This is a genomic window from Nocardioides faecalis (genome assembly GCF_018388425.1).
GTDB classification, from domain to species: domain Bacteria; phylum Actinomycetota; class Actinomycetes; order Propionibacteriales; family Nocardioidaceae; genus Nocardioides; species Nocardioides faecalis.
In genome coordinates, this window is record NZ_CP074406.1 from 3,179,575 (window position 1) to 3,205,370 (window position 25,796).

The 25,796-nt window shown below is 71.1% G+C and carries 22 protein-coding genes; 9 read left to right on the forward strand and 13 right to left on the reverse strand.

What is annotated here, in order from left to right:
- Positions 1–3: 3 nt before the first annotated feature.
- On the reverse strand, positions 4–948 hold the full coding sequence (locus KG111_RS14960; protein WP_205291076.1) for a carbohydrate ABC transporter permease: 945 nt from the start codon (positions 946–948) through the stop codon (positions 4–6).
- The gene (locus tag KG111_RS14965) at positions 945–2,216 is read right to left on the reverse strand and encodes an extracellular solute-binding protein (protein WP_205291077.1); all 1,272 of its coding nucleotides are present in this window, start codon (positions 2,214–2,216) and stop codon (positions 945–947) included. Before KG111_RS14965 ends, KG111_RS14960 begins: the two co-directional genes overlap by 4 nt.
- Before the next feature lie 268 nt (positions 2,217–2,484).
- On the opposite strand from KG111_RS14965, the gene KG111_RS14970 reads away from it, so the two are divergent.
- Positions 2,485–3,696: a DUF4032 domain-containing protein gene (locus KG111_RS14970; protein ID WP_205291078.1), complete on the forward strand. Its 1,212-nt coding sequence runs from the start codon at positions 2,485–2,487 to the stop codon at positions 3,694–3,696.
- Positions 3,697–3,724: 28 nt separating this feature from the next.
- Here the strand turns inward: KG111_RS14970 and KG111_RS14975 are convergent, their stop codons facing one another.
- Entirely contained in the window at positions 3,725–4,741 is a 1,017-nt protein-coding gene (locus tag KG111_RS14975) for an asparaginase domain-containing protein (protein WP_205291079.1), read from the reverse strand.
- 59 nt (positions 4,742–4,800) lie between these two features.
- Here KG111_RS14975 and KG111_RS14980 point away from each other — a divergent pair, with 59 nt between their 5' ends.
- The 6 genes from KG111_RS14980 (at position 4,801) to KG111_RS15005 (ending at position 13,153) form a co-directional block, all read left to right on the forward strand.
- Positions 4,801–5,484, forward strand: a complete 684-nt coding sequence (locus tag KG111_RS14980; RefSeq protein ID WP_205291080.1) for a YdeI/OmpD-associated family protein — start codon at positions 4,801–4,803, stop codon at positions 5,482–5,484.
- A gap of 29 nt (positions 5,485–5,513) precedes the next feature.
- Positions 5,514–7,205 (forward strand): fumarate hydratase, encoded by a 1,692-nt coding sequence (locus tag KG111_RS14985; protein WP_205291081.1) that lies wholly within the window; start codon positions 5,514–5,516, stop codon positions 7,203–7,205.
- Positions 7,206–7,297: 92 nt separating this feature from the next.
- Positions 7,298–9,451, forward strand: a complete 2,154-nt coding sequence (locus tag KG111_RS14990; RefSeq protein WP_205291082.1) for a PAS domain S-box protein — start codon at positions 7,298–7,300, stop codon at positions 9,449–9,451.
- A gap of 101 nt (positions 9,452–9,552) precedes the next feature.
- Complete coding sequence (locus KG111_RS14995) at positions 9,553–9,825, forward strand: TFIIB-type zinc ribbon-containing protein (RefSeq protein ID WP_205291083.1); 273 nt, start codon at positions 9,553–9,555, stop codon at positions 9,823–9,825.
- Positions 9,826–10,157: 332 nt separating this feature from the next.
- A complete protein-coding gene (locus KG111_RS15000; RefSeq protein WP_283770566.1) occupies positions 10,158–11,561 on the forward strand; it encodes a class II fumarate hydratase in 1,404 nt (467 codons plus the stop codon).
- Positions 11,562–11,707: 146 nt separating this feature from the next.
- On the forward strand, positions 11,708–13,153 hold the full coding sequence (locus tag KG111_RS15005) for an acyl-CoA synthetase (protein WP_205291084.1): 1,446 nt from the start codon (positions 11,708–11,710) through the stop codon (positions 13,151–13,153).
- Positions 13,154–13,245: 92 nt separating this feature from the next.
- Here the strand turns inward: KG111_RS15005 and KG111_RS15010 are convergent, their stop codons facing one another.
- From KG111_RS15010 to KG111_RS15055, 10 genes are all read right to left on the reverse strand, one after another.
- Positions 13,246–13,911 (reverse strand): aggregation-promoting factor C-terminal-like domain-containing protein, encoded by a 666-nt coding sequence (locus KG111_RS15010; RefSeq protein WP_205291085.1) that lies wholly within the window; start codon positions 13,909–13,911, stop codon positions 13,246–13,248.
- 289 nt (positions 13,912–14,200) lie between these two features.
- A complete protein-coding gene (gene phoH2 / locus KG111_RS15015; RefSeq protein ID WP_249666154.1) occupies positions 14,201–15,529 on the reverse strand; it encodes an RNA 5'-3' helicase PhoH2 in 1,329 nt (442 codons plus the stop codon).
- A gap of 211 nt (positions 15,530–15,740) precedes the next feature.
- A complete protein-coding gene (trmB, locus tag KG111_RS15020) occupies positions 15,741–16,466 on the reverse strand; it encodes a tRNA (guanosine(46)-N7)-methyltransferase TrmB (protein ID WP_205291086.1) in 726 nt (241 codons plus the stop codon).
- Between the two features lie 230 nt (positions 16,467–16,696).
- Complete coding sequence (tuf, locus tag KG111_RS15025) at positions 16,697–17,890, reverse strand: elongation factor Tu (RefSeq protein WP_205291087.1); 1,194 nt, start codon at positions 17,888–17,890, stop codon at positions 16,697–16,699.
- Between the two features lie 87 nt (positions 17,891–17,977).
- Positions 17,978–20,101, reverse strand: coding sequence for an elongation factor G (fusA, locus tag KG111_RS15030; protein ID WP_205291088.1), 2,124 nt, complete (start codon positions 20,099–20,101; stop codon positions 17,978–17,980).
- 80 nt (positions 20,102–20,181) lie between these two features.
- Positions 20,182–20,652 (reverse strand): 30S ribosomal protein S7, encoded by a 471-nt coding sequence (gene rpsG, locus KG111_RS15035; RefSeq protein ID WP_205291089.1) that lies wholly within the window; start codon positions 20,650–20,652, stop codon positions 20,182–20,184.
- A 1-nt stretch (position 20,653) separates the two neighbouring features.
- On the reverse strand, positions 20,654–21,028 hold the full coding sequence (gene rpsL, locus KG111_RS15040; protein ID WP_109692297.1) for a 30S ribosomal protein S12: 375 nt from the start codon (positions 21,026–21,028) through the stop codon (positions 20,654–20,656).
- A 219-nt stretch (positions 21,029–21,247) separates the two neighbouring features.
- Positions 21,248–22,726 (reverse strand): NCS2 family permease, encoded by a 1,479-nt coding sequence (locus KG111_RS15045; protein ID WP_205291090.1) that lies wholly within the window; start codon positions 22,724–22,726, stop codon positions 21,248–21,250.
- On the reverse strand, positions 22,723–23,967 hold the full coding sequence (locus KG111_RS15050) for an MFS transporter (RefSeq protein ID WP_205291121.1): 1,245 nt from the start codon (positions 23,965–23,967) through the stop codon (positions 22,723–22,725). Before KG111_RS15050 ends, KG111_RS15045 begins: the two co-directional genes overlap by 4 nt.
- A 140-nt stretch (positions 23,968–24,107) precedes the next feature.
- Positions 24,108–24,575 carry a MarR family transcriptional regulator gene (locus KG111_RS15055; RefSeq protein ID WP_205291091.1) on the reverse strand — a complete coding sequence of 156 codons (468 nt, stop codon included), beginning with the start codon at positions 24,573–24,575 and terminating at the stop codon, positions 24,108–24,110.
- Between the two features lie 92 nt (positions 24,576–24,667).
- On the opposite strand from KG111_RS15055, the gene KG111_RS15060 reads away from it, so the two are divergent.
- Both KG111_RS15060 and KG111_RS15065 read left to right on the forward strand, forming a co-directional pair.
- Entirely contained in the window at positions 24,668–24,967 is a 300-nt protein-coding gene (locus KG111_RS15060) for a DUF2530 domain-containing protein (RefSeq protein WP_249666156.1), read from the forward strand.
- Entirely contained in the window at positions 24,960–25,580 is a 621-nt protein-coding gene (locus KG111_RS15065; protein WP_205291093.1) for a class I SAM-dependent methyltransferase, read from the forward strand. The genes KG111_RS15060 and KG111_RS15065 overlap by 8 nt, the downstream gene beginning before the upstream one ends.
- Positions 25,581–25,796: the final 216 nt, after the last annotated feature.

A 25,796-nucleotide genomic window follows, 5' to 3' on the forward strand; every position in this document is an offset into this window, starting at 1 on the left:
TCATCACTCCTGCCGGGCCTGCGCCAGGTCGACGCGGAAGAGCTTCACGATCAAGAAGGCGACGATCAGCACCGAGAGGAACAGCAGCACCGAAAGCGCCGAGCCGAGACCGAGCTGGAACTGCTCGATGGTCTGTCTGTAGGTCAGGAAGCTGATCGACTCCGTCTTCACCGCACCGGCAGTCATCACGAAGATGTTGTCGAAGATGCGGTAGGCGTCGAGCGCCCGGAAGAGGACCGCGACCATGATCGCGGCCCGCATGTTCGGCAGGATCACCTTGGTGAGCCGCTGCCACCAGGTGGCCCCGTCGACCTTGGCGGCCTCGATCATGTCCTCGTTGACCTGGGCCAGCCCGGCCAGGAGCAGCAGCGACATGAACGGGGTGGTCTTCCAGATCTCCGAGACCATGATCGCGATCACCGCGGGCGTGGTGTCGCCGAACCAGTTGAAGTCCTCGCCGATGAACGGCAGCCAGCCGTTGACGAAGCCGTTCTGGTAGGAGAAGGCGAACTGCCAGGCGAAGCCGGAGACGACGGTGATGATCCCGTACGGGATCAGGATCGAGGTCCGGATCACGCCGCGGGCGAAGATCACCCGGTGCATCACCATCGCGAACACGAAGCCGATGACGAGCTCGACGGCGACGGTCACCAGCATGTAGACCACCGTGATCCCGGTGGTCTGCCAGAACAGCGGGTCGGTCAGGGCGGTGACGTAGTTGCTCAGGCCGACGAAGCTGCGGTCGTCGGGTGCGGTCAGCGCGTAGTCGAAGGTGGACAGGTAGAGCGCCCGCAGCATCGGGAACGCGGTGACCAGCAGCATCAGGATGATCGCCGGAGCGACCAGCTTCTGGCCCAGCCTGGTCTCCGCCTTCGTCCGGTCGCTGACCGTCGCTTTGGCGGCGCGCTTGCGCTTGCCCGGCGCAGGCGCGGTGGTGGTGGCGGTCATAGCAGCGACTTCCCTTCCAGCACGGCCTTGAGGTACTCGGCCGAATCCTTGGGCGTGCTCTTCGGGTCCACCGACCGCGGCGAGTGCCACTTCGCCTGCAGAGCGCTCGAGATCATCGCGTAGAACGCGCTCTTCGGCCGGGTCCCGCCCTCGTCGACGCTGGTGCGGAACAGCTCGATCAGGTCCGCGGGGTAGTCACCGCTCTCCTTCACCTGGTCGTACGCCGCGTTGGTGGACGGCATCAGCCCCGCCTCGAGCGCCAGGTCGACCTGCACCTTCACCGAGGTGATGCACTCCGCCGCCTCCTTCGCCCAGTCCGGGTGATCCCCGTAGGCGCCCACCCCGATGTTGATGCCACCGACCGGGGGCCGCGACGGGTCGTCCTTGACGGTGCGGGGGTAGCGCGCCCAGCCCAGGTCCTTGAACTGCTCCTCGGTGATCCCGTCCGGAGCGCCGACCAGGCCGGCGTAGTTCTGGTAGACGAAGGTCCAGTTGACCATGAACTCCCCCGGGCCGTCGTACATCTGGCCCAGGCTGGTGCCCTCGTTGGAGACGGAGAGATCGGGCTGGGCGGCGCGGGAGTCGGCGAGCTTCTTGATCACCGCGGCGGCCGCGCGCCCGGCCTCGGAGTCGAGGCCGATGTCGGCGTCCCGCCCGGCCTCGGTGTTGGAGACGATGTCGCCGCCGGCGCCCTGGATGAGGGCGTTGATCCACACCACGTACGCCTCGTACTTGTTGCCCTGGACGCCGACGGTGCCCCCGTTGTCGGCAGCGGCGTCGATCACCTGGTCCCAGGTGACCGGCTGGGTCATGTCGAGCCCGGCGGCCTCGGCGAGCGACTTGCGGTACCAGAGCACCTGGGTGTTGGCCCACAGCGGGATCGCGTAGACCTTGTCCTCCCAGGTGACCGTGTCCGCGGCGCCGGCCAGGTACTCGCCGTCACCCTCGATGCTGGCGTTGACCTTGTCGGCCGGCTCCCCGGTGACCTCCTTCAACCAGCCCGCGTTGGCGAACTCGGCGACGAAGACCGGGTCGAGGTTCATCAGGTCCGTGCTGGAGTCCTCCGCCGCGAGCCGCCGGGCCAACTGGGTGCGCTGGTCGGTCGCGGAGCTGGGCAGCAGCTGGACCGAGAGGTCGTAGTCGTCGGTGCTGCACTCCTTGGCGTACCGCTCGAACACGGGGACGCCGTCGGGGTTCACGTACCAGTTCAGGGTGGGCTTGCCCTCGCTGCCGCAGGCGACCAGGGTCCCCAGCGCAAGGGACGTCACCGCGAACGCGGCGATCGGGCGTCGGCGGCGCGTCCGGCGCCGGCGCGGGGCGTGATCGGGTCCGGACTTCCATCGGGACGCGAGCCGTGTCAGCGTCATCGACCAGATCACCTCCGTGTGATACGTGTCACTCAGTGCTACAGCACCGGACCAAGGATGTCCACGTCCCTGACACCGCGGCATTGCCCCGTACCCTGTTTTGTAGACGCCGCCGAGCCCCGCCACTGTGCCGGGAGCGCTGCGGTCCCGGCGTGCCTACAGTGAGGTCATGGCGCTCCAGCTCGTCGCCTCGCGCACCGACCCGGCGCTCTTCCGGCTTCCCTGGCGCACCCCGCTCGCCGAGTGGCCCGAGTGGCACCTGGTCCCGCTGCCGCGCGGACTGTCGCGCCACGTCGTCCGCGTCGTCCGGGTCAACCGGCAGTTCCTGGCGATCAAGGAGACCGAGGAGCCGATCGCCCTGCGTGAGTACGACGTCCTGCGCGACCTGCAGCGCATCCACCAGCCCGCGGTCGTGCCGCGGGGCGTGGTGACGGGCCGGGTGAGCACCGACGGCGAGCCGCTGCCGGCCGCGCTGATCACCGAGCACCTGCACTACTCGCTGCCCTACCGCACCGTCTTCCAGCACGGCCTGAGCCTCGAGCAGGCCCCCGCCCTGGTCGACGCGCTCGTCGTGCTGCTCGTCCGGCTGCACCTGGCGGGCTTCTACTGGGGCGACGTGTCGCTGTCCAACACGCTCTTCCGCCGCAACGCCGAGGGCTTCGCCGCCTACCTGGTCGACGCCGAGACCGGGGAGCTGCGCGAACGGATCTCCGACGCGCTGCGCGAGCACGACGTGACGGTCGGCTCGGAGAACATCTTCGCCGAGCTCATGGACCTCAAGGCGAGCGGCGAGACCGAGGTCGAGGTGGACGCGCTGGCCGTGGTGGCCCAGCTCCAGGAGCGCTACCACGCCCTGTGGCAGGAGCTCACGGCCGTCGAGGAGTTCGGCGTCGACGAGCTGTACCGCGTCGAGCAGCGCATCGCCCGGCTCAACGACCTGGGCTTCGACGTCGACGAGCTGGAGATCCGCAGCGACTCCGAGCGGGTGCGGATCCAGCCCAAGGTGGTCGAGGCCGGCCACCACCGTCGCGAGCTGAACGAGCTGACCGGCCTGGACGTGGAGGACAGCCAGGCGCGCCGGCTGCTGGGCGACCTGGCGGCGTTCACCGCCCACCGTCAGCTGGGCCACCTCCCGCGCCGCGTCGCCGCCCGGCGGTGGCTGGCGCAGGTCTACACGCCGATCGTGGACATGCTGCCGGAGGAGCTGGCCGGCAAGATCGCACCGGCGCAGTACTTCCACGAGGTGCTCGAGCACCGGTGGTACCTCTCCGAGCAGGCCGGTCACGAGGTGGACATCTTCGACTCCGCGGCCGACTACGTCGCCACCGTGCTGCCCGGGCGCCCCTCCGACACCTCGGGTGCGCTGCCTCCCCCGTCCTGACCGTGGCGCCCCGACCCGAGGGCGGGCGTCAGGGCGCGCCGTGCTCCGCCAGGGCGGCGGCCACCCGGCCCCGGTCCAGCGGACCGGTGAGCGCGAGCGCCCACAGCAGCAGCCGCGCCTTGACCGGCGGCAACCAACCCGCCCCCAGCACGCCGCGGTCGAGCAGGTCCAGCTCGGCCCCCGGGTAGCCGTACGTCGCCCGGGCGGTCGGTCCTGCACCGGTGCGGGTGGCGACCACGACCGGCACGACGGCGGCGACCTGCCCGACGACGTCGGCCATCGCCGTCGACACGTGCCCGGCACCGAGCCCGGCCACCACCACCGCGTCGACGCCGGCGAGGTCGAGCGAGCCCAGCACGAACCCGTCGTCGCCCAGGTGGGTGGCCACCAGCGGCACCCGTGGCCGCCGCGCGGCCGGCGCGCGGTCGCCGGGGACGGCCAGCGCCGCGGCGCGCCGGGGCGGCGGCGCGGCATAGCGGACCTCGGTCTCCACGCAGCGCCCCACGGGGCCGAACGACGGCGAGGCGAACGCCGCCGGTGCCATCGAGTCCGTCTTGCTCACCCAGCGGGCGGCATGGACCTGCTCGGCGAGGGCGACCAGGACCCCGCGGCCGGCCGAGGCCGGGGCGAGGGCGACCCGGGCGGCGGTGAGCAGGTTCGCGGGACCGTCGGCGCCAGCGGCATCGGCCGCACGCATCGCCCCGGTGAGCACCAGCGGCACCGGGGAGTCCCAGAGCAGGTCGAGCAGGAACGCGGACTCCTCGAGGGTGTCCGTGCCCTGGGTGAGCACCACGCCCTGCGCGCCGGCGCCCACCTCCGCGCGCGCCCACGCCAGCGCGCCCAGCAGGTCGGTCTCGGCCAGCGACGGGCTCGGCAGCCGGGCCAGCGTCGTGGCTCGCACCGCGGCGAGGTCGGCGAGGCCGGGCACCGCGGCGGCGAGCTCGGCGGCACCCGCGGTCGGCACCACGGCGGAGCCGCCGGCGGCGGAGGGGGTCGAGGCGATGGTGCCGCCGAGGGCACCCACCGCCAGCACGGGTCGACTCATGGGCCCATCCTGCCCGGCGCCGTACCGACGCTGTCGGCGGCCGGTGTCAGGCTGGAGCCATGGACGAGTCCCTGAGCGAGGACCCGGGGCCGGGGCGGATGGGCGGCACGCCGGAGCGGCCCGCCCGGTTCTTCGCCGACGCCGCGGAGTTCGGCGCCTGGCTGGCCGCGCACCACGACACCGCGACGGAGCTGTGGATGGGGCTGTACAAGAAGCACGTGCCCGATCGCGGCCTGACCTGGGAGCAGGCCGTGCCGGAGGCGTTGTGCTGGGGCTGGATCGACTCGGTCGCCCAGCGCATCGACGACGACTCGAGGCGCCAGCGCTGGACGCCGCGGCGGCCCACGAGCAACTGGAGCCGGGTGAACCTGGAGCTCGTCGAGCGGCTGCGGGCCGAGGGCCGGATGCAGCCCAGCGGCCTGGCGATCTGGGAGCAACGCCGCACCTCCCCCGCGCCCTACCTCCACGAGCGCGACGGTGAGCCGATCCTGCCCGAGGCGTACGCCGCCCGCCTGGCCACCGACCCGGCCGCGGCCGCGTTCTGGGCCGAGGCGACCGCGGGATACCGGCGGTTGTGCGTGACGTGGGTGCTCAACGCCAAGCAGGAGGCCACCCGGGAGCGCCGGATGAGCCAGCTGGTCGCGTGCTGTGCGGCCGGCGGGCTGGTCCCCTCCCAGCGCTACGGCGACGTGCCGCGCTGGGTGGAGCGGGCCGCCGCCGCGGCCCGGGCCGCCACCTCGTGAGGGCGGCGCAGCGGTTATCCTCAGCGACCGTGGCTGAAGCAGAGTTCCGGTACTCCGACCTCCTCCCGACCGGCGCGGACGACACGCCGTACCGGCTGATCACCACCGAGGGCGTCGAGACCGTCGCCGGGCCGGACGGCCGGACGTTCCTCAAGGTCGACCCGGCCGCCATCCAGCGGCTCACCGCCGAGGCGATGCACGACATCAGCCACTACCTGCGTCCCGCGCACCTGCGCCAGCTGCGCCGGATCATCGACGACCCCGAGGCCTCCGGCAACGACCGCTTCGTCGCCCTGGACCTGCTCAAGAACGTCAACATCTCCGCCGGCGGCGTGCTGCCGATGTGCCAGGACACCGGCACCGCGATCGTGATGGGCAAGAAGTCCGAGGGTGTGCTCACCGGCGCCGACGACGCCGAGTGGATCAGCAAGGGCGTCTTCGACGCCTACACCAGCCTGAACCTGCGCTACAGCCAGCTGGCCCCGCTGACGACGTACGACGAGAAGAACACCGGCTCCAACCTGCCGGCGCAGATCGAGCTCTACTCCACCCCCGGCGGGGACCAGAAGTCGCCGGAGTACAAGTTCCTCTTCATGGCCAAGGGCGGCGGCTCGGCCAACAAGTCCTTCCTCTTCCAGGAGACGAAGGCGATCTTGAACCCCAAGCGGATGCTGGAGTTCCTGGACGAGAAGATCCGTTCGCTCGGCACGGCCGCCTGCCCGCCGTACCACCTGGCCGTGGTCATCGGCGGCACGTCGGCGGAGTTCGCCCTGAAGACCGCGAAGTACGCCTCCGCGCACTACCTCGACAACCTGCCCACCGAAGGCTCGATGAGTGCCCACGGCTTCCGGGACCTCGAGCTGGAGGAGGAGGTCTTCAAGCTCACCCAGGGCTTCGGCATCGGCGCCCAGTTCGGCGGCAAGTACTTCTGCCACGACGTGCGCGTGGTGCGCCTGCCCCGACACGGCGCCTCCTGTCCCGTCGCCATCGCGGTCTCCTGCTCCGCGGACCGCCAGGCGCTCGGCAAGATCACCGCCGAGGGCGTCTTCCTCGAGCAGCTCGAGACCGACCCCGCGCAGTACATGCCCGACGCCGGCATCGCCGAGGACATCGCCGGCGGCGAGGTCGTCCAGGTCGACCTCAACCGACCGATGAGGGAGATCCTCGCCCAGCTCTCGCAGTACCCGGTCAAGACCCGGCTCTCGCTGACCGGCCCTCTCGTGGTGGCCCGCGACATCGCGCACGCCAAGATCCAGGAGCGCCTCGACGCCGGCGAGGAGATGCCGCAGTACATGAAGGACCACCCGGTGTACTACGCCGGGCCGGCCAAGACCCCCGAGGGCATGGCGTCGGGCTCCTTCGGCCCCACCACCGCCGGCCGGATGGACTCCTACGTGAAGTCCTTCCAGGCCGCCGGCGGGTCGATGGTGATGCTGGCCAAGGGCAACCGCTCCAAGCAGGTCACCGAGGCGTGTGCCGAGCACGGCGGCTTCTACCTCGGCTCGATCGGCGGCCCCGCCGCCCGCCTGGCCCAGGACTGCATCCGGAGCCAGGAGGTCATCGAGTACCCCGAGCTCGGGATGGAAGCGGTCTGGAAGATCGAGGTCGAGGACTTCCCCGCCTTCATCGTCGTCGACGACAAGGGCAACGACTTCTTCACCGACCCCGGCGGTGCGGTGACGGTGCCGCTGGCGGGCATCCGGGTCCGTTCGTCCCAGTAGGTCCTGGTCCGGCCTGACCATGCGGCGTCCCGGTCGGACCACTTCGTCCCGGATGTGCTGCGCGAGACGCGCAGAACAGGTGGGATGGTCCCGTGGAGGGAGTGGTGGGGGCTCCGGTTCCGAGGTGGGTCGCGGCCGCCCCGGTGCTCTCAGGCGCCCTGGTCGCGGCGGTCGGGGCCGCGCTGCTCGCGGCGTTCCTGCTCGGTGACGCGACAAGGGCGCTGCGTCCCGACCTCGCGCTGAGCCTCCTCGGCTCCGGTGCCAGCCTCGCACTGCACCGCCGGCGTCCCGGGCTCGCCCGCCGGATGGCGCTCGTGCCGCTGGCGGTCGGCCTGCTGATGGCACTCGAGCTGACCACCGGCGCCGGGGCCACGTTGCGCGCCCTGCCGCTCGTCGCCGACGACGTACGGCCTCCGCACCCCACCGGCGTGCTGGCGATGATCACCTTCGCGCTGAGCCGGCTGCTCACGGGCGCCACCCGCCCCCGGGCGCGGATCCTCGGCGCGGTGGCGGGCGCGGTCTTCTCCGCGGTGGTCCTCGCCGTGCAGATGGGCCTGTTGCTCGGCGGCGAGGCGACCGGGCTGGTCACCGCGGACCTGGCCAGCCTGCCTCTGCTCCTCGTGACGCTCGACGTGATGCTCGTCGGCCTGCTGTGCTGCAACGCGCCGATGCCGCCGCTCAACCTGCTGATGGACCGCGGCCTGGCCGGCACGCTCGTGCGCCGGCTGCTGCCCGCGGTGGTCCTCGGCCCGGCGTTGCTGGCGCAGGTGCACGACGTCACCGAGCACCGCGGGCTGCTGGACCCCCACCTCGGCCTGGCGCTGTTCACCGCCGTGATGGTGGTCGGCCTGGCGTGCGTGGTCACCATCACCGGCCTGACCGTGCAGCGCACCGAGCAGGAGCGCCTGCGGCTGACCCAGGAGCTGGAGGCGATCTTCGCGAGCATCCCCGCCATGGTGACGCTGGCCGACACCGACGGTACCTACGTGCGCTCCAGCCCGTTCGCGGACCGGCTGCTGCTGCCCGAGGGCGGCACCCTGCCGGGGCGCAACGCCCGGGACCACTACCCCGCCAATGCCCGAGAGGCGCTCGCCGCGCAGGCGCAGCGGACCCGCGACCACGGCGTCACCAGCACCGAGGAGCTCTACGTCGACATGCACGGGGAGCGCCGGGACTGGCAGCTGACGCGCTTCCCGGTCACCGACGGGAGCGGGGTGGTCTTCGGGATCGGCACGATCGGGCTCGACATCACGGCCAGCAAGCGGACCGAGCGCGAGGCGGCAGCCGCCTCCGAGCGTGTGCGCAGCTTTCTCGACGCCGCCCCGGACGCCACGATCATCATCGACCGCAGTGGCACCATCCGCTACGCCAACCGGCGGGTCAACGAGCTGCTCGGCTACCGGCCCGACGAGCTGGTCGGCACGGAGGTCGAGTGCCTGGTGCCCGAGCCGACCCGCAGCGAGCGCAGCGCGAAGCGTGCCGCCTACCTGCGGTCACCGGAGCACCGTGCGATGGGCTCGGGCAGCGAGCTGGCCGCGCTGCGCAAGGACGGCTCCCGGGTCGCGGTCGAGGTCAGCCTCGGCCCCGTGGAGACCAAGGAGGGCACCTGGACCGCCGCCGCGCTGCGCGACGTGACGCAGCGCCGCGCCGCGGAGCTCGCGCTGCGCCACGCCGAGCAGCGGGCCCGCTACCTCGCCGACCACGATCCGCTCACCGGCACCACCAACCGGCGCTGGTTCGGCACCGCCCTGGAGCGCCACCTCACCGAGCGCCCGGCGGTCGGCGGCCTGCTGATCGTCGACATCGATCGGTTCAAGGAGGTCAACGACAGCACCGGGCACGGCGCCGGCGACACCCTGCTGGTCGAGATCGTCGAGGCCATCGGCCCCTGCCTTCCCGCCGGCTCCGCGCTGAGCCGGCTCGGTGGCGACGAGTTCGCCGTGCTGCTGGACTCCGGTGGCACCGCGGCGGTCCGCTCCGTCGCGGAGGGCATCCTCGAGGCGGTACGGCGCACGGGCCTGCGCTCCGGGCTGCCGGTGGCGGTGACGGCCTCCATCGGCGCGGCGCCCTTCGAGCTGCTGGACCAGCCGCCGACGAGCAACGCGGCGATGGTCGCCGCTGACGACGCGCTCTACGCCGCCAAGGCGCAGGGCCGCGACACCGCGGTGCTCTGGTCACCCGCCGTGCGCCGGCCGCGTCCGGCGCTCGCGGGGCGTCGTACGGTGCAGCGCTCGCCGAGACACTGAGGCGGGAGCCACCGAGGCGGGTGTGCCGAGGCCGTCGGGTGGGAACCGCGGGCCGGTGCCGGTCGTTGCCGGGGTACCGACCCACCGCAGGAGGAGAGCCCATGCGTTGCCCCAACGATGAGACCACGCTCGTGATGACCGAGCGCAGCGGCATCGAGATCGACTACTGCCCGCAGTGCCGGGGCGTGTGGCTCGACCGCGGCGAGCTGGACAAGATCATCGACCGCTCGGTCACCATCACCTCTCCGCAGCAGCCTCCGGTCCAGCCCGCCCCGACCTACGACAGGTACGACGAGCGGCGCAGCCAGGGGCCGCAGGGCCAGCCGTACAAGAAGCGCAAGCGGGAGAGCTGGCTCTCCGAGCTGTTCGACTGAGGCGGCGCGGCCCAGTCGACGGCGCGGCCAGCACTGGGCCGTCCGAGCCGGTTCGTCATGAGGCCGCCCTCCGGATCTCGTCGACCAGCCCGTCGGGACTCATCCCGAGGCGAGCGGCCTGCTGGAGGAGCTCGTGGACCTGCCGCCGCCCAGCACGCCGTAGGCACGCAGCACCGTGTGCATGTTGACGTCGAGGGCCGACGGCGAGCTCGCGGGCGGGCGGGAGCCTGTCCCCCGGCGCCAGCGAGCCGTCGATGATCGCCGTATCGCACTAGAACAATGCGGCTTGTTGGAGAGCCGGCGCCCCTTCCTGGCCGCGCTAGGTTCGAGGCGTGAGCGACGCGAGCGAACAGAGCCCCGGCTTCCGCACCGAGCGCGACTCCATGGGTGAGGTGCAGGTGCCCGCCGACGCGCTCTGGCGCGCCCAGACGCAGCGGGCGGTGGAGAACTTCCCGATCAGCGGCACCCCGATCGAACCCGCCCTGATCCACGCGCTGGGCCACGTCAAGGCCGCCGCGGCGCGCGCCAACGCCGAGCTCGAGGTGCTGGCACCCGAGGTCGCCGAGGCGATCATCGCCGCGGCGCAGGCGGTCGCCGCCGGCGAGCACGACGCGCAGTTCCCCATCGACGTCTTCCAGACCGGGTCGGGCACGAGCTCCAACATGAACACCAACGAGGTGATCGCCTCGCTGTGCCAGCGCGCCGGCGTCGAGGCGCACCCCAACGACCACGTCAACGCCTCCCAGTCCTCCAACGACACCTTCCCGACCGCGGTGCACGTGGCCGCGACGCTGGCCACGACCGGCGACCTGGTGCCGGCGCTGGATGTGCTCGCCGGGTCCTTGGAGGCGAAGGCGGAGGAGTTCGCGGACCTGGTGAAGTCCGGCCGCACCCACCTGATGGACGCCACCCCCGTCACCCTCGGCCAGGAGTTCGGCGGGTACGCCGCCACGGTGCGCTACGGCATCGAGCGCCTCGAGGCCGTGCTGCCGCGGGTGCGGGAGCTGCCGCTCGGCGGCACCGCCGTGGGCACCGGCATCAACACCCCGCCCGGCTTCGCCGCGAACGCGATCGAGGCGCTCTCGGCCGCCACCGGCGAGGCGTTCACCGAGGCGCGCAACCACTTCGAGGCCCAGGGCACGCGCGACTCCCTCGTCGAGCTGAGCGGGGTGCTGCGCACCATCGCCGTCGGGCTGACCAAGATCTGCAACGACCTGCGCTGGATGGGCTCGGGGCCGACCACCGGGCTGGCCGAGATCCACCTGCCCGACCTGCAGCCGGGCTCCTCGATCATGCCCGGCAAGGTGAACCCGGTGCTGCCCGAGGCGACGCTGATGGTGTGCATGCAGGTGATCGGCAACGACGCCGCCGTCACCGCCGCCGGCGCCAGCGGCAGCTTCGAGCTCAACGTGGCGATCCCGGTGATCGCCCGCAACGTGCTGGAGTCGACCCGGCTGCTCGCGGCCGCCTCGCGCACGCTGGCGGATCGGTGCGTGGACGGCATCACCGCGGACGCCGAGCGGATGGCGCGCTACGCGGCGTCCTCGCCGTCGGTGGTCACCCCGCTGAACAAGTACCTCGGCTACGAGACCGCCGCGAAGATCGCCAAGCAGGCGCTCGCCGAGGGTGCCACCATCCGGGAGACGGTCCTCGCCGGTGGGTACGTCGACCGCGGCGAGCTCACCCTCGAGCAGCTCGACGCGGCGCTCGACCTGATGTCGATGACCCACCCGTGAGCGGTCGCCCCCGCCTGCCCTGAGCGCTGCCCTGACGCCTGCCCTGACGCCCGGCGCGGACGCCCGCCCCTCCGGCCCCACCCCGGGCCGAGGCGGAGGATGATGGGCGCGTGCACGACGGCGGAGACGGTGGAGACGGTGGAGACGTGGCCGGTTCGACGGCGCTGCTGAGCGCCCTGATCCAGGGCACCCAGCGGCCGGTGAGCATCGACGGCACGACGCTCACCGGCTCGGAGCTGCTCGGCGCGGCGTCGGCAGTGGCGAGCGGGCTCCACGGGCGCACCCGGGTCGCGGTCAACGCGACACCCAGCATCGAGACCGTCGTCGCCGTCGCGGGCGCGGTGCTCGCCGGCGTCACCGTGGTGCCGGTGCCTCCGGACTCCGGCGCCGCCGAGCTGCAGCACGTGCTGCGCGACAGCCGACCCGACGCCTGGCTGGGCGCCGCACCACCCGCCGTCGCCGCCGGGCTGCCTCCCGGGAGCACCCCGCTGGAGCACCTCGGCGTGGACGTCACCGCCCGGGCGTCGTACCGGCCGGTGGCGGTGGCCGACGACGCGATCGCCTTCGTGCTCTACACCTCCGGCACCACGGGGCCGCCCAAGGGTGTGCTGATGCCGCGCAGCGCGGTGGCCGCGGGGCTCGACGGCCTGGCGCAGGCCTGGGACTGGACCGGGGACGACGTGCTCGCCCACGGCCTGCCGCTCTTCCACGTGCACGGCCTGATCCTGGGCGTGCTCGGCCCGCTGCGGCTGGGCTGCGGGCTGCTGCACACGACACGACCCACCCCGGAGCGCTACGCCGCCGCAGCGCGCGCTGGCGCGACGATGTTCTTCGGCGTGCCGACGGTGTGGAGCCGGGTCGCGGACTCCCCCGCGGATGCCGCCGCCCTGCGCGGTGCCCGGCTGCTGGTCTCGGGCAGCGCGGCGCTCCCGGTGCCGGTCTTCGAACGCATCGAGCGGCTGACCGGCCTGCGGGTCGTGGAGCGCTACGGCATGAGCGAGACCCTGATCACCGTCGCCACGCGCGCCGACGGCTCCGCCACGGCGGGTTGTGTCGGGGTGCCGATCGCGGGCGTGGCGACCCGGCTGCGCGACGAGCACGGCGCCGAGGTCGCCCACGACGGCGAGTCGGTCGGCCAGTTGCAGGTGCGCGGCGCCACGACCTTCGCCGGCTACCTCAACCGCCCCGACGCCACGGCGCAGGCGTGGACCGCGGACGGGTGGTTCCGCACCGGCGACGTCGCCACGATCGACGCCGCGGGCCGGCACCGGATCGTCGGTCGGGAGTCGGTGGACCTGATCAAGACCGGTGGCTACCGGGTCGGCGCCGGCGAGATCGAGTCGGTGCTGCTGGGCCATGCCGCCGTCGCGGAGTGCGCGGTCGTCGGGGTCACCGACGCGGACCTCGGCCAGCGCATCGTCGCGTACGTCGTGCCGCGGGAGCCCGTGGTGGACGAGGCGGGCCTGGCCGAGGAGCTCGTCAGCCTCGTCGGCGCCGAGCTCTCCGCCCACAAGCGCCCGCGCGAGGTCCGCTTCGTCGCGGACCTCCCCCGCAACGAGATGGGGAAGGTGCAGAAGAAACGACTGGTCTGAGGATCCGGCACCGACCTGCGAGAGCCCCGGCGCCGCCCTGTGCGGCAGCGCGGCGGGCCGCAGCGACGAGGGCGCCTCGGCGGCAGCTCAGCTCAGTACCAGCCGTGGGACTCGGAGTGACCCCAGGCGCTGCAGGGGCTGCCGTAGCGGTCCTTGATGTAGCCCAGGCCCCAGCGGATCTGGGTGGCGGGGTTGGTGGCCCAGTCGGCCCCGGCGGACGACATCTTCGAGCCGGGCAGGGCCTGCGGGATGCCGTAGGCGCTCGAGCTCGGGTTGTCGGCGTTCCAACGCCAGTTGGACTCGCGCGTCCACAGCGAGTCGAGGCAGCCGAACTGGCTGGCCGAGAAGTTGAACTCCCCCATCAGCGCACGGGCGATGTCGCGCGGGTCGGAGTCGGAGAGCTTGCGCGCATCGGTCAGCGCGGCGGGGTCGCTCTCGACGAGCGTGGCGGCCTTGGCCGGGTCGGCGGCGGGGCGCCGGTCGGAGCGGGAGACGACCTCGCGGCGCTCCTCGACGGCCTTGCCGGCATCGGCGGCCGGGGTGTCGACGGTGAACGACTTCATCTCAGCGCGGGTCGCGGCGGCCGGAGCTGCGGCGTCCTTGCCCAAGGTGCCGGCAGCGACCGAGACGCCCGTGACGGCAGCGGCGACCGACGACAGCACCAACGCGTTACGAGCCGCCTTGCGGGGCGCCTCGGCGAGGTGGGCGTGCTTCGGGGTTCCGCGGTGCTTGGGCACAGGCTTCGCGTGCTTCGACAAGTTCTCGCATCCGGGCTCGACTACAGGACTGCCGCCATCATCGGGCCCGACACCGTTGTCACACCGCCGGCGGCCAGCGTTCACCATGCCTGAGTCAGCGAGGGCTTGCAAACCGAACCGCCGGGCTTGTGGACAGCCTGGGTGCCTCATTCGTCACGTGGACACCACTGGTGTCTTCAGGCCACACCAGTTGCGACGAACCCGCACCAGAACGTCGTACGGCCCACACCGCCAGGTGTGGGCCGTACGACGTGGGGAGCACCGCTGAGACTGCCTCTCAGGCCGCCACTCAGACGACGACGTTCTCCAGCATCTCGGTGACCAGGGCCGCGATCGGGGAGCGCTCGGAACGCGTCAGCGTGACGTGCGCGAACAGCGGGTGCCCCTTGAGCTTCTCCACGACCGCGACGATGCCGTCGTGGCGGCCGACGCGGAGGTTGTCGCGCTGGGCGACGTCGTGGGTGAGCACCACCTTGGAGTTGGCGCCGATGCGGGAGAGCACGGTGAGCAGCACGTTGCGCTCCAGCGACTGCGCCTCGTCCACGATCACGAAGGAGTCGTGCAGCGAGCGGCCGCGGATGTGGGTCAGCGGCAGCACCTCGAGCATGCCGCGGTGCAGGATCTCGTCGACGACGTCGGTGGAGGTCAGTGCGCCGAGGGTGTCGAACACCGCCTGGCCCCAGGGCGACATCTTCTCCGACTCCGAGCCCGGCAGGTAGCCGAGCTCCTGGCCGCCGACGGCGAACAGCGGGCGGAAGACGACCACCTTCTTGTGCTGCTGGCGCTCCATCACCGCCTCGAGCCCCGCGCACAGCGCGAGGGCGGACTTGCCGGTGCCGGCACGGCCGCCCAGGGAGACGATGCCGACGTCGGGGTCGAGCAGGAGGTCGAGGGCGACCCGCTGCTCGGCGCTGCGGCCGTGCAGCCCGAACGCCTCCCGGTCGCCACGCACCAGGTGCACCTGCTTGTCCGGGCCGACGCGTCCCAGGGCGGTGCCGCGCTCGGAGAGCAGGACCAGCCCGGTGTGGCAGGGCAGCTCACGTGCCTCGGCGAGGTCGAGGGTGCCGTCGTCGTACAGCTCGTCGAGGGCCTCGGCCTCGATCTCGACCTCGGCCATGCCGCTGTAGCCCGTGTCGGAGTCGGCGACGGCCTCCCCGCGGTACTCCTCCGCGCTCAGGCCGACCGCGGACGCCTTGATCCGCAGCGGCAGGTCCTTGGACACCAGCGTGACGTCGTGGCCCTCGTCGGCGAGGTTGCGCGCGACCGCGAGGATCCGGGTGTCGTTGTCGCCGAGCCGGAAGCCCGAGGGCAGCGAGGACGCGTCGGTGTGGTTGAGCTCGACGCGCAGCGTGCCGCCCTCGTCGCCGACCGGGACGGGCGCGTCGAGCCGGCCGTGGCTGACCCGCAGGCCGTCGAGCATCCGCAGCGCGCCGCGGGCGAAGTAGCCCAGCTCGGGGTGGTGCCGCTTCGCCTCGAGCTCGGTGATGACGACGACGGGCAGGACGACCTCGTGCTCGGCGAACCGGCGGATCGCGGCCGGGTCGGCCAGCAGCACGCTGGTGTCGAGGACGTACGTACGGCGCTGGGCGCCGATCTCGCTGGTGCTGGTGTTCGACACGATTCACCTCACCGGACCGCACGCGCCCGCGAGGGCCGCCCGGCCCTATCCGTTGTAGAGGGGCCGGGGTGCGCAGTCGTGAAGTCTCACGTCGGGCCTCCCGCAGTGACGGGCTCCCCACCCGTCATTGATCGGAACGTACGCCGCCCGTGGTGCGGCCCCCGGCGACACGCCGCCTCGTGACGGTCAACCTTGTGTTACCGCGCCGGGCTCAGACGCGGCGGTAGGCGAAGTCCGCGATGTCGCGGTCCTTGGCCAGGCCCTTGCGCTCGAACTTCGTCACCGGGCGCTCGGCCCACCGCTCCACCCGGCCACCCTCGAGCAGCGGCTCGGCGTCCAGCACCTCGGCCATCTGCTCGGCGTACTCCGCCCAGTCCGTGGCGAGCCGCCACAGCCCGCCGGGCTCGAGCCGGGAGGCGATCAGCGCGGCGTTCTCGGCGTTGACCAGCCGCCGCTTGTGGTGACGCGACTTGTGCCACGGGTCGGGGAAGAAGGTCCACACCTCGCTGAGGCTGGACTCGGCGAGAAGGTGCTCGAAGGTCCACACCGCGTCCACGCTGCAGAAGCGCACGTTGCTCGCGCCGGCCTCGCCGACGCGCCACATGCTCTCCGCGACCCCGGGGATCCAGACCTCCAGTGACAGCACGTTGTACGACGGCCGGGCCGCCGCGAGCGCAGCGGTGGCCTCGCCGACCCCGCCGCCGATCTCCACGATCATCGGCGCCTCGCGCCCGAACCACTGCGCGAAGGAGAAGTCCTCGGCGTCGACGGCCTCGTCCGGGATCACCCACTCCTCGGCGTGCTGCTCCCACCCGCGCTGCTGGCGCGGCGACGTCAGCCGGCTGCCCCGCCGCGCGTAGGTCAGCACCTCGCGCAACGACCGCCCGTCCTCGGTCAGCTTGAGGTGCGGGCGCGCCGGTCGTACTCCGTGGTTCACGCCCCCATTCTCCGGGTCCGGAGTCCTCTCACCGAAATGCCGGACCTCCCGCGGCGTAGCTTGGAGAGCCGGGCCGCACGGGGCGCGGAGGGCGCCCTCGGGAAGCCTGACCGGGTGGACCGAGGACGCCCCACACCCGCCCAGGACCGGACCGGCCGAGGAGACGTACCGGAAAAGCAGAAGACCCCCGCTGCCCGAAGGCAGCGGGGGTCTCCCCGAAGCAGGTCAGATCACTTGGTGATCTTCGTGACCCGGCCGGCGCCGACGGTGCGGCCACCCTCACGGATCGCGAACTTCAGACCCTCGTCCATGGCGATCGGCTGGATCAGCTCGACCGACATGTCGGTGTTGTCGCCCGGCATGACCATCTCGGTGCCCTCGGGAAGGGTCACGACACCGGTCACGTCGGTGGTCCGGAAGTAGAACTGCGGACGGTAGTTGTTGAAGAACGGCGTGTGGCGGCCGCCCTCCTCCTTCGAGAGGATGTAGACCGAGGCCTCGAAGTTGGTGTGCGGGGTGGTCGTGCCCGGCTTGATCACGACCATGCCGCGCTCGACGTCCTCGCGCTTGGTGCCGCGGAGCAGGAGGCCGACGTTCTCGCCCGCCTGGCCCTCGTCGAGCAGCTTGCGGAACATCTCGACACCGGTGACGGTCGACTTCATCGCGCCCTCGCGGATGCCGACGATCTCGACCTCCTCGTTGACCTTGATGATGCCGCGCTCGATACGACCGGTGATGACGGTGCCACGACCGGTGATCGTGAAGACGTCCTCGACGGGCATGAGGAACGGCTTGTCGACCTCGCGCTCCGGCTGGGGGATGTACTCGTCGACGGCCGCCATGAGCTCGGCAACCGAGTTGCCCCACTTCTCGTCGCCGTTCAGCGCCGGGAAGGCAGCAACGCGCACGACCGGGATGTCGTCGCCCGGGTACTCGTACTCGGAGAGGAGCTCGCGCACCTCCATCTCGACGAGCTCGATGAGCTCCTCGTCGTCGACCATGTCGCACTTGTTGAGCGCGACCACCAGGGCGGGCACGCCGACCTGGCGGGCGAGCAGCACGTGCTCACGGGTCTGCGGCATGGGACCGTCGGTCGCGGCCACCACCAGGATCGCGCCGTCCATCTGCGCGGCACCGGTGATCATGTTCTTGATGTAGTCCGCGTGACCCGGGCAGTCGACGTGCGCGTAGTGGCGCGCCTCGGTCTGGTACTCGATGTGCGCGATCGAGATCGTGATGCCCCGCTGGCGCTCCTCGGGGGCCTTGTCGATCTGGTCGAACGGCGAGGCCTCGTTGAGGTCCGGGTACTTGTCGTGCAGAACCTTGGAAATCGCCGCGGTGAGCGTCGTCTTCCCGTGGTCGATGTGACCGATGGTTCCGATGTTGACGTGCGGCTTGGTCCGCTCGAACTTCGCCTTAGCCACTGGGGGCTCCTCCTGATGTGTGTGTTACTTGACTCGTACTTATGGGGTGGTGCGCCGAAGCCCGGCGCCGAGAGGTCCCGGTCGGGACTACTCGCCGCGCGCCTTCTTGACGATCTCGTCGGCGATGTTCGTGGGAACCTCGGCGTACGAGTCGAACTCCATCGAGTACGACGCCTGACCGGAGGTCTTGGACCTCAGGTCGCCAACGTACCCGAACATCTCGGACAGCGGGACAATGGCGGACACCACGATGTCGCCGTGGAGCTCCTCCTGGGCCCGGATCTGGCCGCGACGGCTGTTGATGTCGCCGATGACCGTGCCGAGGAAGTTCTCGGGCGTGGTCACCTCGACGGCGAACATCGGCTCGAGGAGGACCGGCTTCGCCTTGCGAGCGGCCTCCTTGAACGCCTGGATGCCGGCGATCTTGAACGCGAGCTCCGAGGAGTCCACGTCGTGGTAGGCGCCGTCCTCGAGGGTGAACTTCACGTCCACCATCGGGTAGCCGGCGAGCACGCCGAACTCCATGGCCTCCTGGCCGCCGTTGTCGACCGAGGGGATGTACTCGCGGGGCACACGGCCGCCGGAGACGTTGTTGACGAACTCGTAGCCGGCGCCGAGGCCGGTCTCGGGGTCGATGTTCGGCTCGAGGCTGATGACAACCTTTGCGAACTGACCCGAACCACCGGTCTGCTTCTTGTGCGTGTAGGAGTGGTTCTCGACCTTCTGGCGGATGGTCTCGCGGTAGGCGACCTGCGGCTTGCCGACGGTCGCCTCGACCTTGAACTCGCGCTTCATCCGCTCGACCAGGATCTCCAGGTGGAGCTCGCCCATGCCGGAGATGATGGTCTGGCCGGTCTCCTCGTCGGTCTTGACGACGAAGGTGGGGTCCTCCTCGGCCAGACGGCCGATGGCCACGCCGAGCTTCTCCTGGTCGGCCTTGGTCTTCGGCTCGATGGCGACCGAGATCACCGGGGCCGGGAAGGTCATCGACTCGAGCACGACCTGCTTGGACGCGTCCGAGAGCGTGTGACCGGTCCGGGTGTCCTTGAGGCCCATGACCGCGACGATCTGCCCGGCGCCGACCGACGCGATCTCCTCACGCTTGTTGGCGTGCATCTGGTAGACCTTGCCGATCCGCTCCTTGCGACCGTTGCTCGAGTTGAGCACGGTCGCGCCGGCCTCGAGCTTGCCCGAGTAGACGCGGACGAACGTCAGCTTGCCCAGGTGCGGGTCGGCGGCGATCTTGAACGCCAGGGCGGCCAGGGGCTCGTCGCTGGACGGCTTGCGGGTGACCTCGTTCTCCGGGGTCTCCTCGGCGCCCGGCTTGTGGCCGACGATGGCCTCCACGTCGAGCGGCGAGGGCAGGTAGTCGACGATCGCGTCGAGCAGGGGCTGCACGCCCTTGTTCTTGAACGCGGTGCCGGTGAGGATCGGGTTGAGCTTGTCGGCCAGGGTCGCGCGGCGGATGGCGGCCTTGAGAGTCGGCACGTCGAAGACGTCACCGTCCTCGAGGTAGACCTCCATGATGTCGTCGTCGGCCTCGGCGAGGGTCTCGACAAGCTTCTCGCGGTACTCCGCGGCCTTGTCGGCCAGGTCGGCGGGGATCTCCTCGACGACGTAGTCCTCGCCGGTCTTGGTCTCGCCACGCCAGACCTTGGCGTTCATCTCGACCAGGTCGACGACGCCGATGAAGTCGCCCTCGGAACCGATCGGCAGCTGCAGGACCAGCGGGGTCGAGTTCAGCTTCTGGATGATCGAGTCGACCACGCGGTAGAAGTCCGCGCCGGTCCGGTCGAGCTTGTTGACGAAGCACATCCGCGGGACGGCGTACTTGTTGGCCTGACGCCACACCGTCTGGGACTGGGGCTCCACACCGGCGACACCGTCGAAGACCGCGACCGCGCCGTCGAGGACGCGCAGCGACCGCTCGACCTCGACGGTGAAGTCGACGTGCCCGGGGGTGTCGATGATGTTGATCTGGTGCTTCTTCCACCAGCAGGTCGTCGCGGCCGACGTGATCGTGATGCCACGCTCCTGCTCCTGCTCCATCCAGTCCATCGTCGCCGACCCCTCGTGGGTGTCGCCGATCTTGTAGTTGATACCGGTGTAGAACAGGATCCGCTCGGTGGTGGTGGTCTTGCCGGCGTCGATGTGCGCCATGATGCCGATGTTGCGGACGACGTTGAGGTCCGTCGTGATGTCGACTGCCACGTGAGTCAGCGTTCCTTAGGTAAGTGGATGGAACCGGTGGGCCGGAGCAGGCCGCCCGCAGGAGGCCCGCTCCGACGAAGTCACCAGCGGTAGTGAGCGAAGGCCTTGTTGGACTCGGCCATCTTGTGCGTGTCCTCGCGCTTCTTCACCGCGGCACCGAGGCCGTTGGCAGCGTCGAGGATCTCGTTCTGCAGGCGCTCGGCCATCGTCTTCTCACGACGGTCCGCGGCGTAGCCGACCAGCCAGCGCAGCGCGAGCGTGGTGCCGCGCGTGCCCTTGACCTCGATCGGGACCTGGTAGGTCGCGCCACCGACGCGGCGGGACTTGACCTCGATCGCGGGGCGCACGTTGTCGAGCGCACGCTTGAGGGTGATCACCGGGTCGGTGCCGGTCTTCTCGCGGGTGCCTTCGAGCGCCGAGTAGACGATGCGCTGCGCGACCTGCTTCTTGCCGTCCTGCAGCACCTTCGACACAAGCTGGCTCACCAGCTGCGAACCGTAGACCGGGTCGACGTCGATCGGCCGCTTCGGAGCGGGGCCCTTGCGCGGCATGTCAGCTCTTCTCCTTCTTGGCACCGTAGCGGCTGCGAGCCTGCTTACGGTTCTTCACGGCCTGGGTGTCCAGGGCGCCGCGGATGACCTTGTAGCGAACACCGGGCAGGTCCTTCACACGACCGCCGCGGACGAGCACGATCGAGTGCTCCTGGAGGTTGTGACCCTCACCCGGGATGTAGGCAGTGACCTCGACGCCGCTGGACAGACGCACACGGGCGACCTTGCGCAGGGCGGAGTTCGGCTTCTTGGGGGTGGTGGTGTAGACGCGGGTGCAGACACCGCGGCGCTGGGGCGAACCCTTCAGGGCAGGCGTCTTGTTCTTGGACACCTTGTCCTGGCGGCCCTTGCGGACCAACTGATTAATGGTGGGCACCTGGTGGTTCCCTTTCGGTTAGCTCTCTGTGCCGGCACCTTGCCGGACACGGGGTGTTGCGATCCTGCTGTGCCGAATGAGCTCCCGCTCGTCGCCGGCGCGAGCCGGCGTGATCGAGGGCGTGCTCGACGTGTCGGGTCACCCCAGACACAAGATTCGAGGTTACCCGCCGTGCGGAGCAGGGGTCAAAATGCGGCCGGCCATCTGGTAACGGGGTGATCAGGTCAACCAGCCGGTCAGCGGCTCGATGGCGAAGTAGACGACGAACAGCGCGCCCACGATCCACATCAGCGGGTGCACCTCGCGGAACTTTCCGCGCACCAGCTTGATGAAGACGTACGACACGAAGCCGGCGCCGATGCCCACCGAGATGGAGTAGGTGAACGGCATCAGCACGATCGTCAGGAACGCCGGGATCGCGATGTCGGGGTCGTTCCAGCTGATGCCGGTGACCTGCTGCATCATCAGGAAGCCGACGAGGACCAGGGCCGGCACGGCCGCCTCCGACGGCACCATCGCCACGAAGGGCGACAAGAAGATGGTCAGCAGGAACAGCAGGCCGGTGACCACGGAGGCCAGCCCGGTACGGGCCCCCTCGCCGACGCCCGAGGCACTCTCGATGAACGAGGTGTTGGAGGAGACGCCGGCGGCGCCGCCGGCCGCGGCGGCCAGCGAGTCGACCACGAGGATCCGCTGGGCGTTGGGCGGCATGCCCTCCTCGTCGAGCAGGCCGGCCTCCGCACCGATCGCGGTCATCGTGCCCATGGTGTCGAAGAAGTCGGCCAGGAGCAGCGAGAAGATCAGGAGCAGGACGGTGACGACGCCGGCGTTCTCCCACGAGCCGAGCAGGTTGAACTCGCCGAGGGTGCCGAAGTCGGGGGCGACGAACAGGTCGTCGGGCCAGGCGGGCACGGTCAGCGCCCAGCCGCCCGCCTTCTCGGCGGCGCTGCCGAGGTCGCCCACGGCCTCGACGACGACGGCGACCACGGTCATCGCCAGGATCGAGATCAGGATCGCGCCCCGCACCTGGCGCACCCACAGCGCGACCATGAGCAGCAGGCCGACGACGAAGACGAGCACCGGCCACCCGGCCAGGTGACCGCCGGTGCCGAGCTGCACCGGCACGGTGCTGTTGGCGGCGTCACCGACCCGGGTGACGAGGCCGGCGTCGACGAACCCGATCAGCGCGATGAACAGGCCGATCCCGACCGAGATCGCGACCTTGAGCTGGGCGGGCACGGCCCGGAACACCGCCGTGCGGAACCCGGTGAGCACCAGCGCCAGGATGATGAGGCCCTCGATCACCACCAGTCCCATCGCGTCCGCCCAGGTCATCTGGGTGGCCACCGAGAAGGCGAGGAAGGCGTTGAGGCCGAGCCCGGTGGCGATGGCCATCGGGTAGTTCGCCACGACCCCCATCAGGATCGTCAGCACCCCAGCCACCAGCGCCGTGCCGGCCGCGATGGCGGTGACGTTCGGCTCCTCGCCGCCGCCGAGGAACTTGCCGTCGATGTCGGTCGCCGCGCCGAGGATCAGCGGGTTGAGGACCACGATGTAGGCCATCGTGAAGAAGGTGACGACGCCGCCGCGAACCTCGCGGCCGAGCGTCGAGCCGCGCTCGCCGATGCGGAAGTAGCGGTCCAGGGCGCCGCCCTGTCCGGTAGCGGCGGGGGTCGTGGAGGATGGTGCTGTGCTCACGCGTGCAGCATGGCAGGCTCCCGCTCCGGGCTCGCAAGCGCCTCCTGCCGACGCCGCGAACGGCCCAGCACCGACACCGCGGCAGCGACGCCGACGAGCACCAGCGCTCCCCCGACGATGAGCGTCCAGCGGGCGCCGAAGTGCTCGCCGATCCAACCGATGAACGGGCCGCCGAGCGGCGTTCCGCCGAGCACGATGGTCATGTAGATCGCCAGCACCCGGCCCCGCATCGCCGGGGTGCTCTCGGTCTGCAGCAGGGCGTTGCAGGAGTTCAGCACGGTGATCGAGGCGAACCCGAGCACCGGGCACAGCAGCACGAACGTGAGGTACGTCGGCACCACGCCGGCGACGATCTCCGCCGCCCCGAACGCGACCGCCGCGCCGAGCAGAAGCCGCAGCCGCACCCGGGTGCGGCCGGCTGCGACCAGTGCCCCGGCCAGCGACCCGATGGCGAGCACGGAGCCGAGGACGCCGTACTCGGTGGCGCCCTTGCCGAAGACCTCGGTGGCCATCAGCGCGGAGGTGATCTGGAAGTTCATCCCGAAGGTGCCCACGAAGAACGCCACGACCAGGATCAGCATCATCTTGGGCTGGGTGCGCACGTAGGCGACGCCGGCACGCAGCATGCCCGGCTCGCGGGCGACGGGGCGCGGCGAGTGCAGCGCCTCCGGGTCCATCCGGCGCAGCTGGTAGATCACCGCGACGTAGGAGACCGCGTTGATCAGGATCACCCATCCCGTCGCCTGCATCCCTCCCCCACCGAGGCCGATGAGCAGGCCCGCGATGCCGGGGCCGACCAGGCGTGCGGCGTTGAACACGGCGGAGTTGAGGCTGACCGCGTTGGTGACGTCCTCGGAGCCCACCATCTCCGAGACGAACGCCTGGCGGGCCGGGGCGTCGAAGGCCGAGCCGATGCCGAAGACAAACGCGATCAGGTAGACGTGCCAGGTCTGCGCGACGCCCAGCGCGGCGATCACACCCAGGGCGAGGGCGGACAACGCCATCACGGTCTGGGTGATCTGCAGCAGCCGGCGCTTGGACATGCGGTCCGCGACGACGCCGGCGTACGGCGAGAGCAGCAGCACGGGCAGGAACTGCAGGCCGGTGGTGAGGCCCAGGGCGGCGCCGCCGTTGCCGGGGATGGTCAGGACCAGCCAGTCCTGGGCGACGCGCTGCATCCAGGTGCCCACGTTGGAGACCAGGCTGCCGGCGAGGTAGAGCCGGTAGTTGTGGTGGGACAGGGACCGGAATCGGGGGCTCGTGGTGACGCTCCTTCGGCAGGGTGGCGGACAAGTCTGGAGACCGGCGCGATGCCGGCTGGTGCCGGGGCGCGGCGCCGGGAGTGTTTCTGGGGGTGTTCTGGGGGTTTCGGGCGCCTGGCTCAGGCGTGGTCGTCGGGCTGGTCCGAGTCGGCGATCCGCTGCAGGATCGGCGCGGCCCGGCGCAGCACGTCGCGGTCCTCGGCGCTGAGCTCGGCGAGCCGGCGCGAGAGCCAGCGGTCCCGACGGACACGGTCGGCCTCGATCAGCGTCTTCCCTGCGTCGGTGAGCCGCACCACGACCTGCCGCCCGTCAGTGGGATGGGCGAGCCGCTCCACGAGCCCGGCCTCCGCAAGGGTCGTGACGGTGCGCGTCATGCTGGGCGGGCGGACCTGCTCGCGCGCGGCGAGCGCGCCGACGGTGAGGTCGCCGAACCGGTTCAGACCGAACAGCACGGCCATCGCCGACAGGCTCAGGTCGTTGTCCGGGTGGCGCTCACGCACCAGCCTGCGCCGCAGCCGCATCACCCCGAAGCGGAGCTCGGAGGCGAGGCCCACGTTCGAGCGGACGGAGGCCGCGGCGGTAGGCATGTCCTTAGTCTAGGTCATTACCTTGGGTAAACAAATTCGGTCCGCAGGTCGGCGTCGTGATGCTCGCCGCACCCCGGCGTAACATCGTCCCCGTGGATCTCCGCGACGACCAACCGACCCAGCACGAGATCGGCAACCGGACCTTCCTGATCGCTCCCGTCGAGCCGCTCGACGTCGACGGGGTGCGCACCGTGCAGGTCGGCACCGTGCTGTTCGTGGTCGCGTTCCTCGCGCTGCTGCCGTTCTGGGGTCGCCTCGAGGAGGCGCAGAACACCTGGCTGCTGTGGATGTGCCTCACCGGCGCCGGGCTGGGGCTGATCGGCTCGGCCTACTGCAAGCGCCGCCGCATCGTGCGCACCGAGCTGGAGTCCGGCGACGGCACCGATGCCTGAGCTGCCGCCGACCCGCTGGGCGCTCGAGGGCGCCCGGACCTCCGGCTACGGCACCCGCTTCGCCGAGCTGATCGAGCGCGGCGAGGACGTCGACGGCGAGGCCCGGCTCGCCGATGCGATGGTGCCGCGAGGCGCCAGGATCCTCGACGCCGGCTCCGGCATGGGACGCGTCGGCGCCTACCTGCTCGCTCGCGGGCACCGGGTCCTGGCCGCCGAGCCGGACCCCGTGCTGGTGGCCCAGTCACGACGCACCTACCCCGACCTGCGGGTCGTGCCCGCCGAGATCCTCGCCCTGGACGCCGCCACGCTGCGTGCTGCCGGCGGACCGGACGAGCTGGACCTCGTGGTCTGCGTCGGCAACGTGCTCCCCTTCGTCGCCGAGGGCACCGAGGCCGACGTGCTGCGCCGGCTCGGCGAGCTGCTCGCCCCCGGCGGACGGATCCTCGTCGGCTTCCACCTCACCGGTGGCCCGGCCTCCGCCCGGTCCTACTCCCCTGCCGAGTTCCTCGCCGACGTGGCCGCCGCGGGACTCCTCGTGCAGCACCGGTTCGGCGGCTACGACCTGCGCCCCGTGGACGACCAGTACGCCGTGTGGGTGCTCGCCCGCGCCTGATCGTCGCCGAATCACCCCTTGTGGTCGCGCGAGTCACCTGTTCTGGCGGCGCGAATCACGCGTGGTGGTCGTGCGAGACACCCGTCGTGGCGTCGTACGACGGGAGGTGACGAGTCGGCGAACGAAAACTCACGACTCGGCAGACGGGAACTCACGACTCGCGGGACGGGAGCTCACGACTCGGGGGACGGGAGCTCACGACTCGGGGCCGGAGGG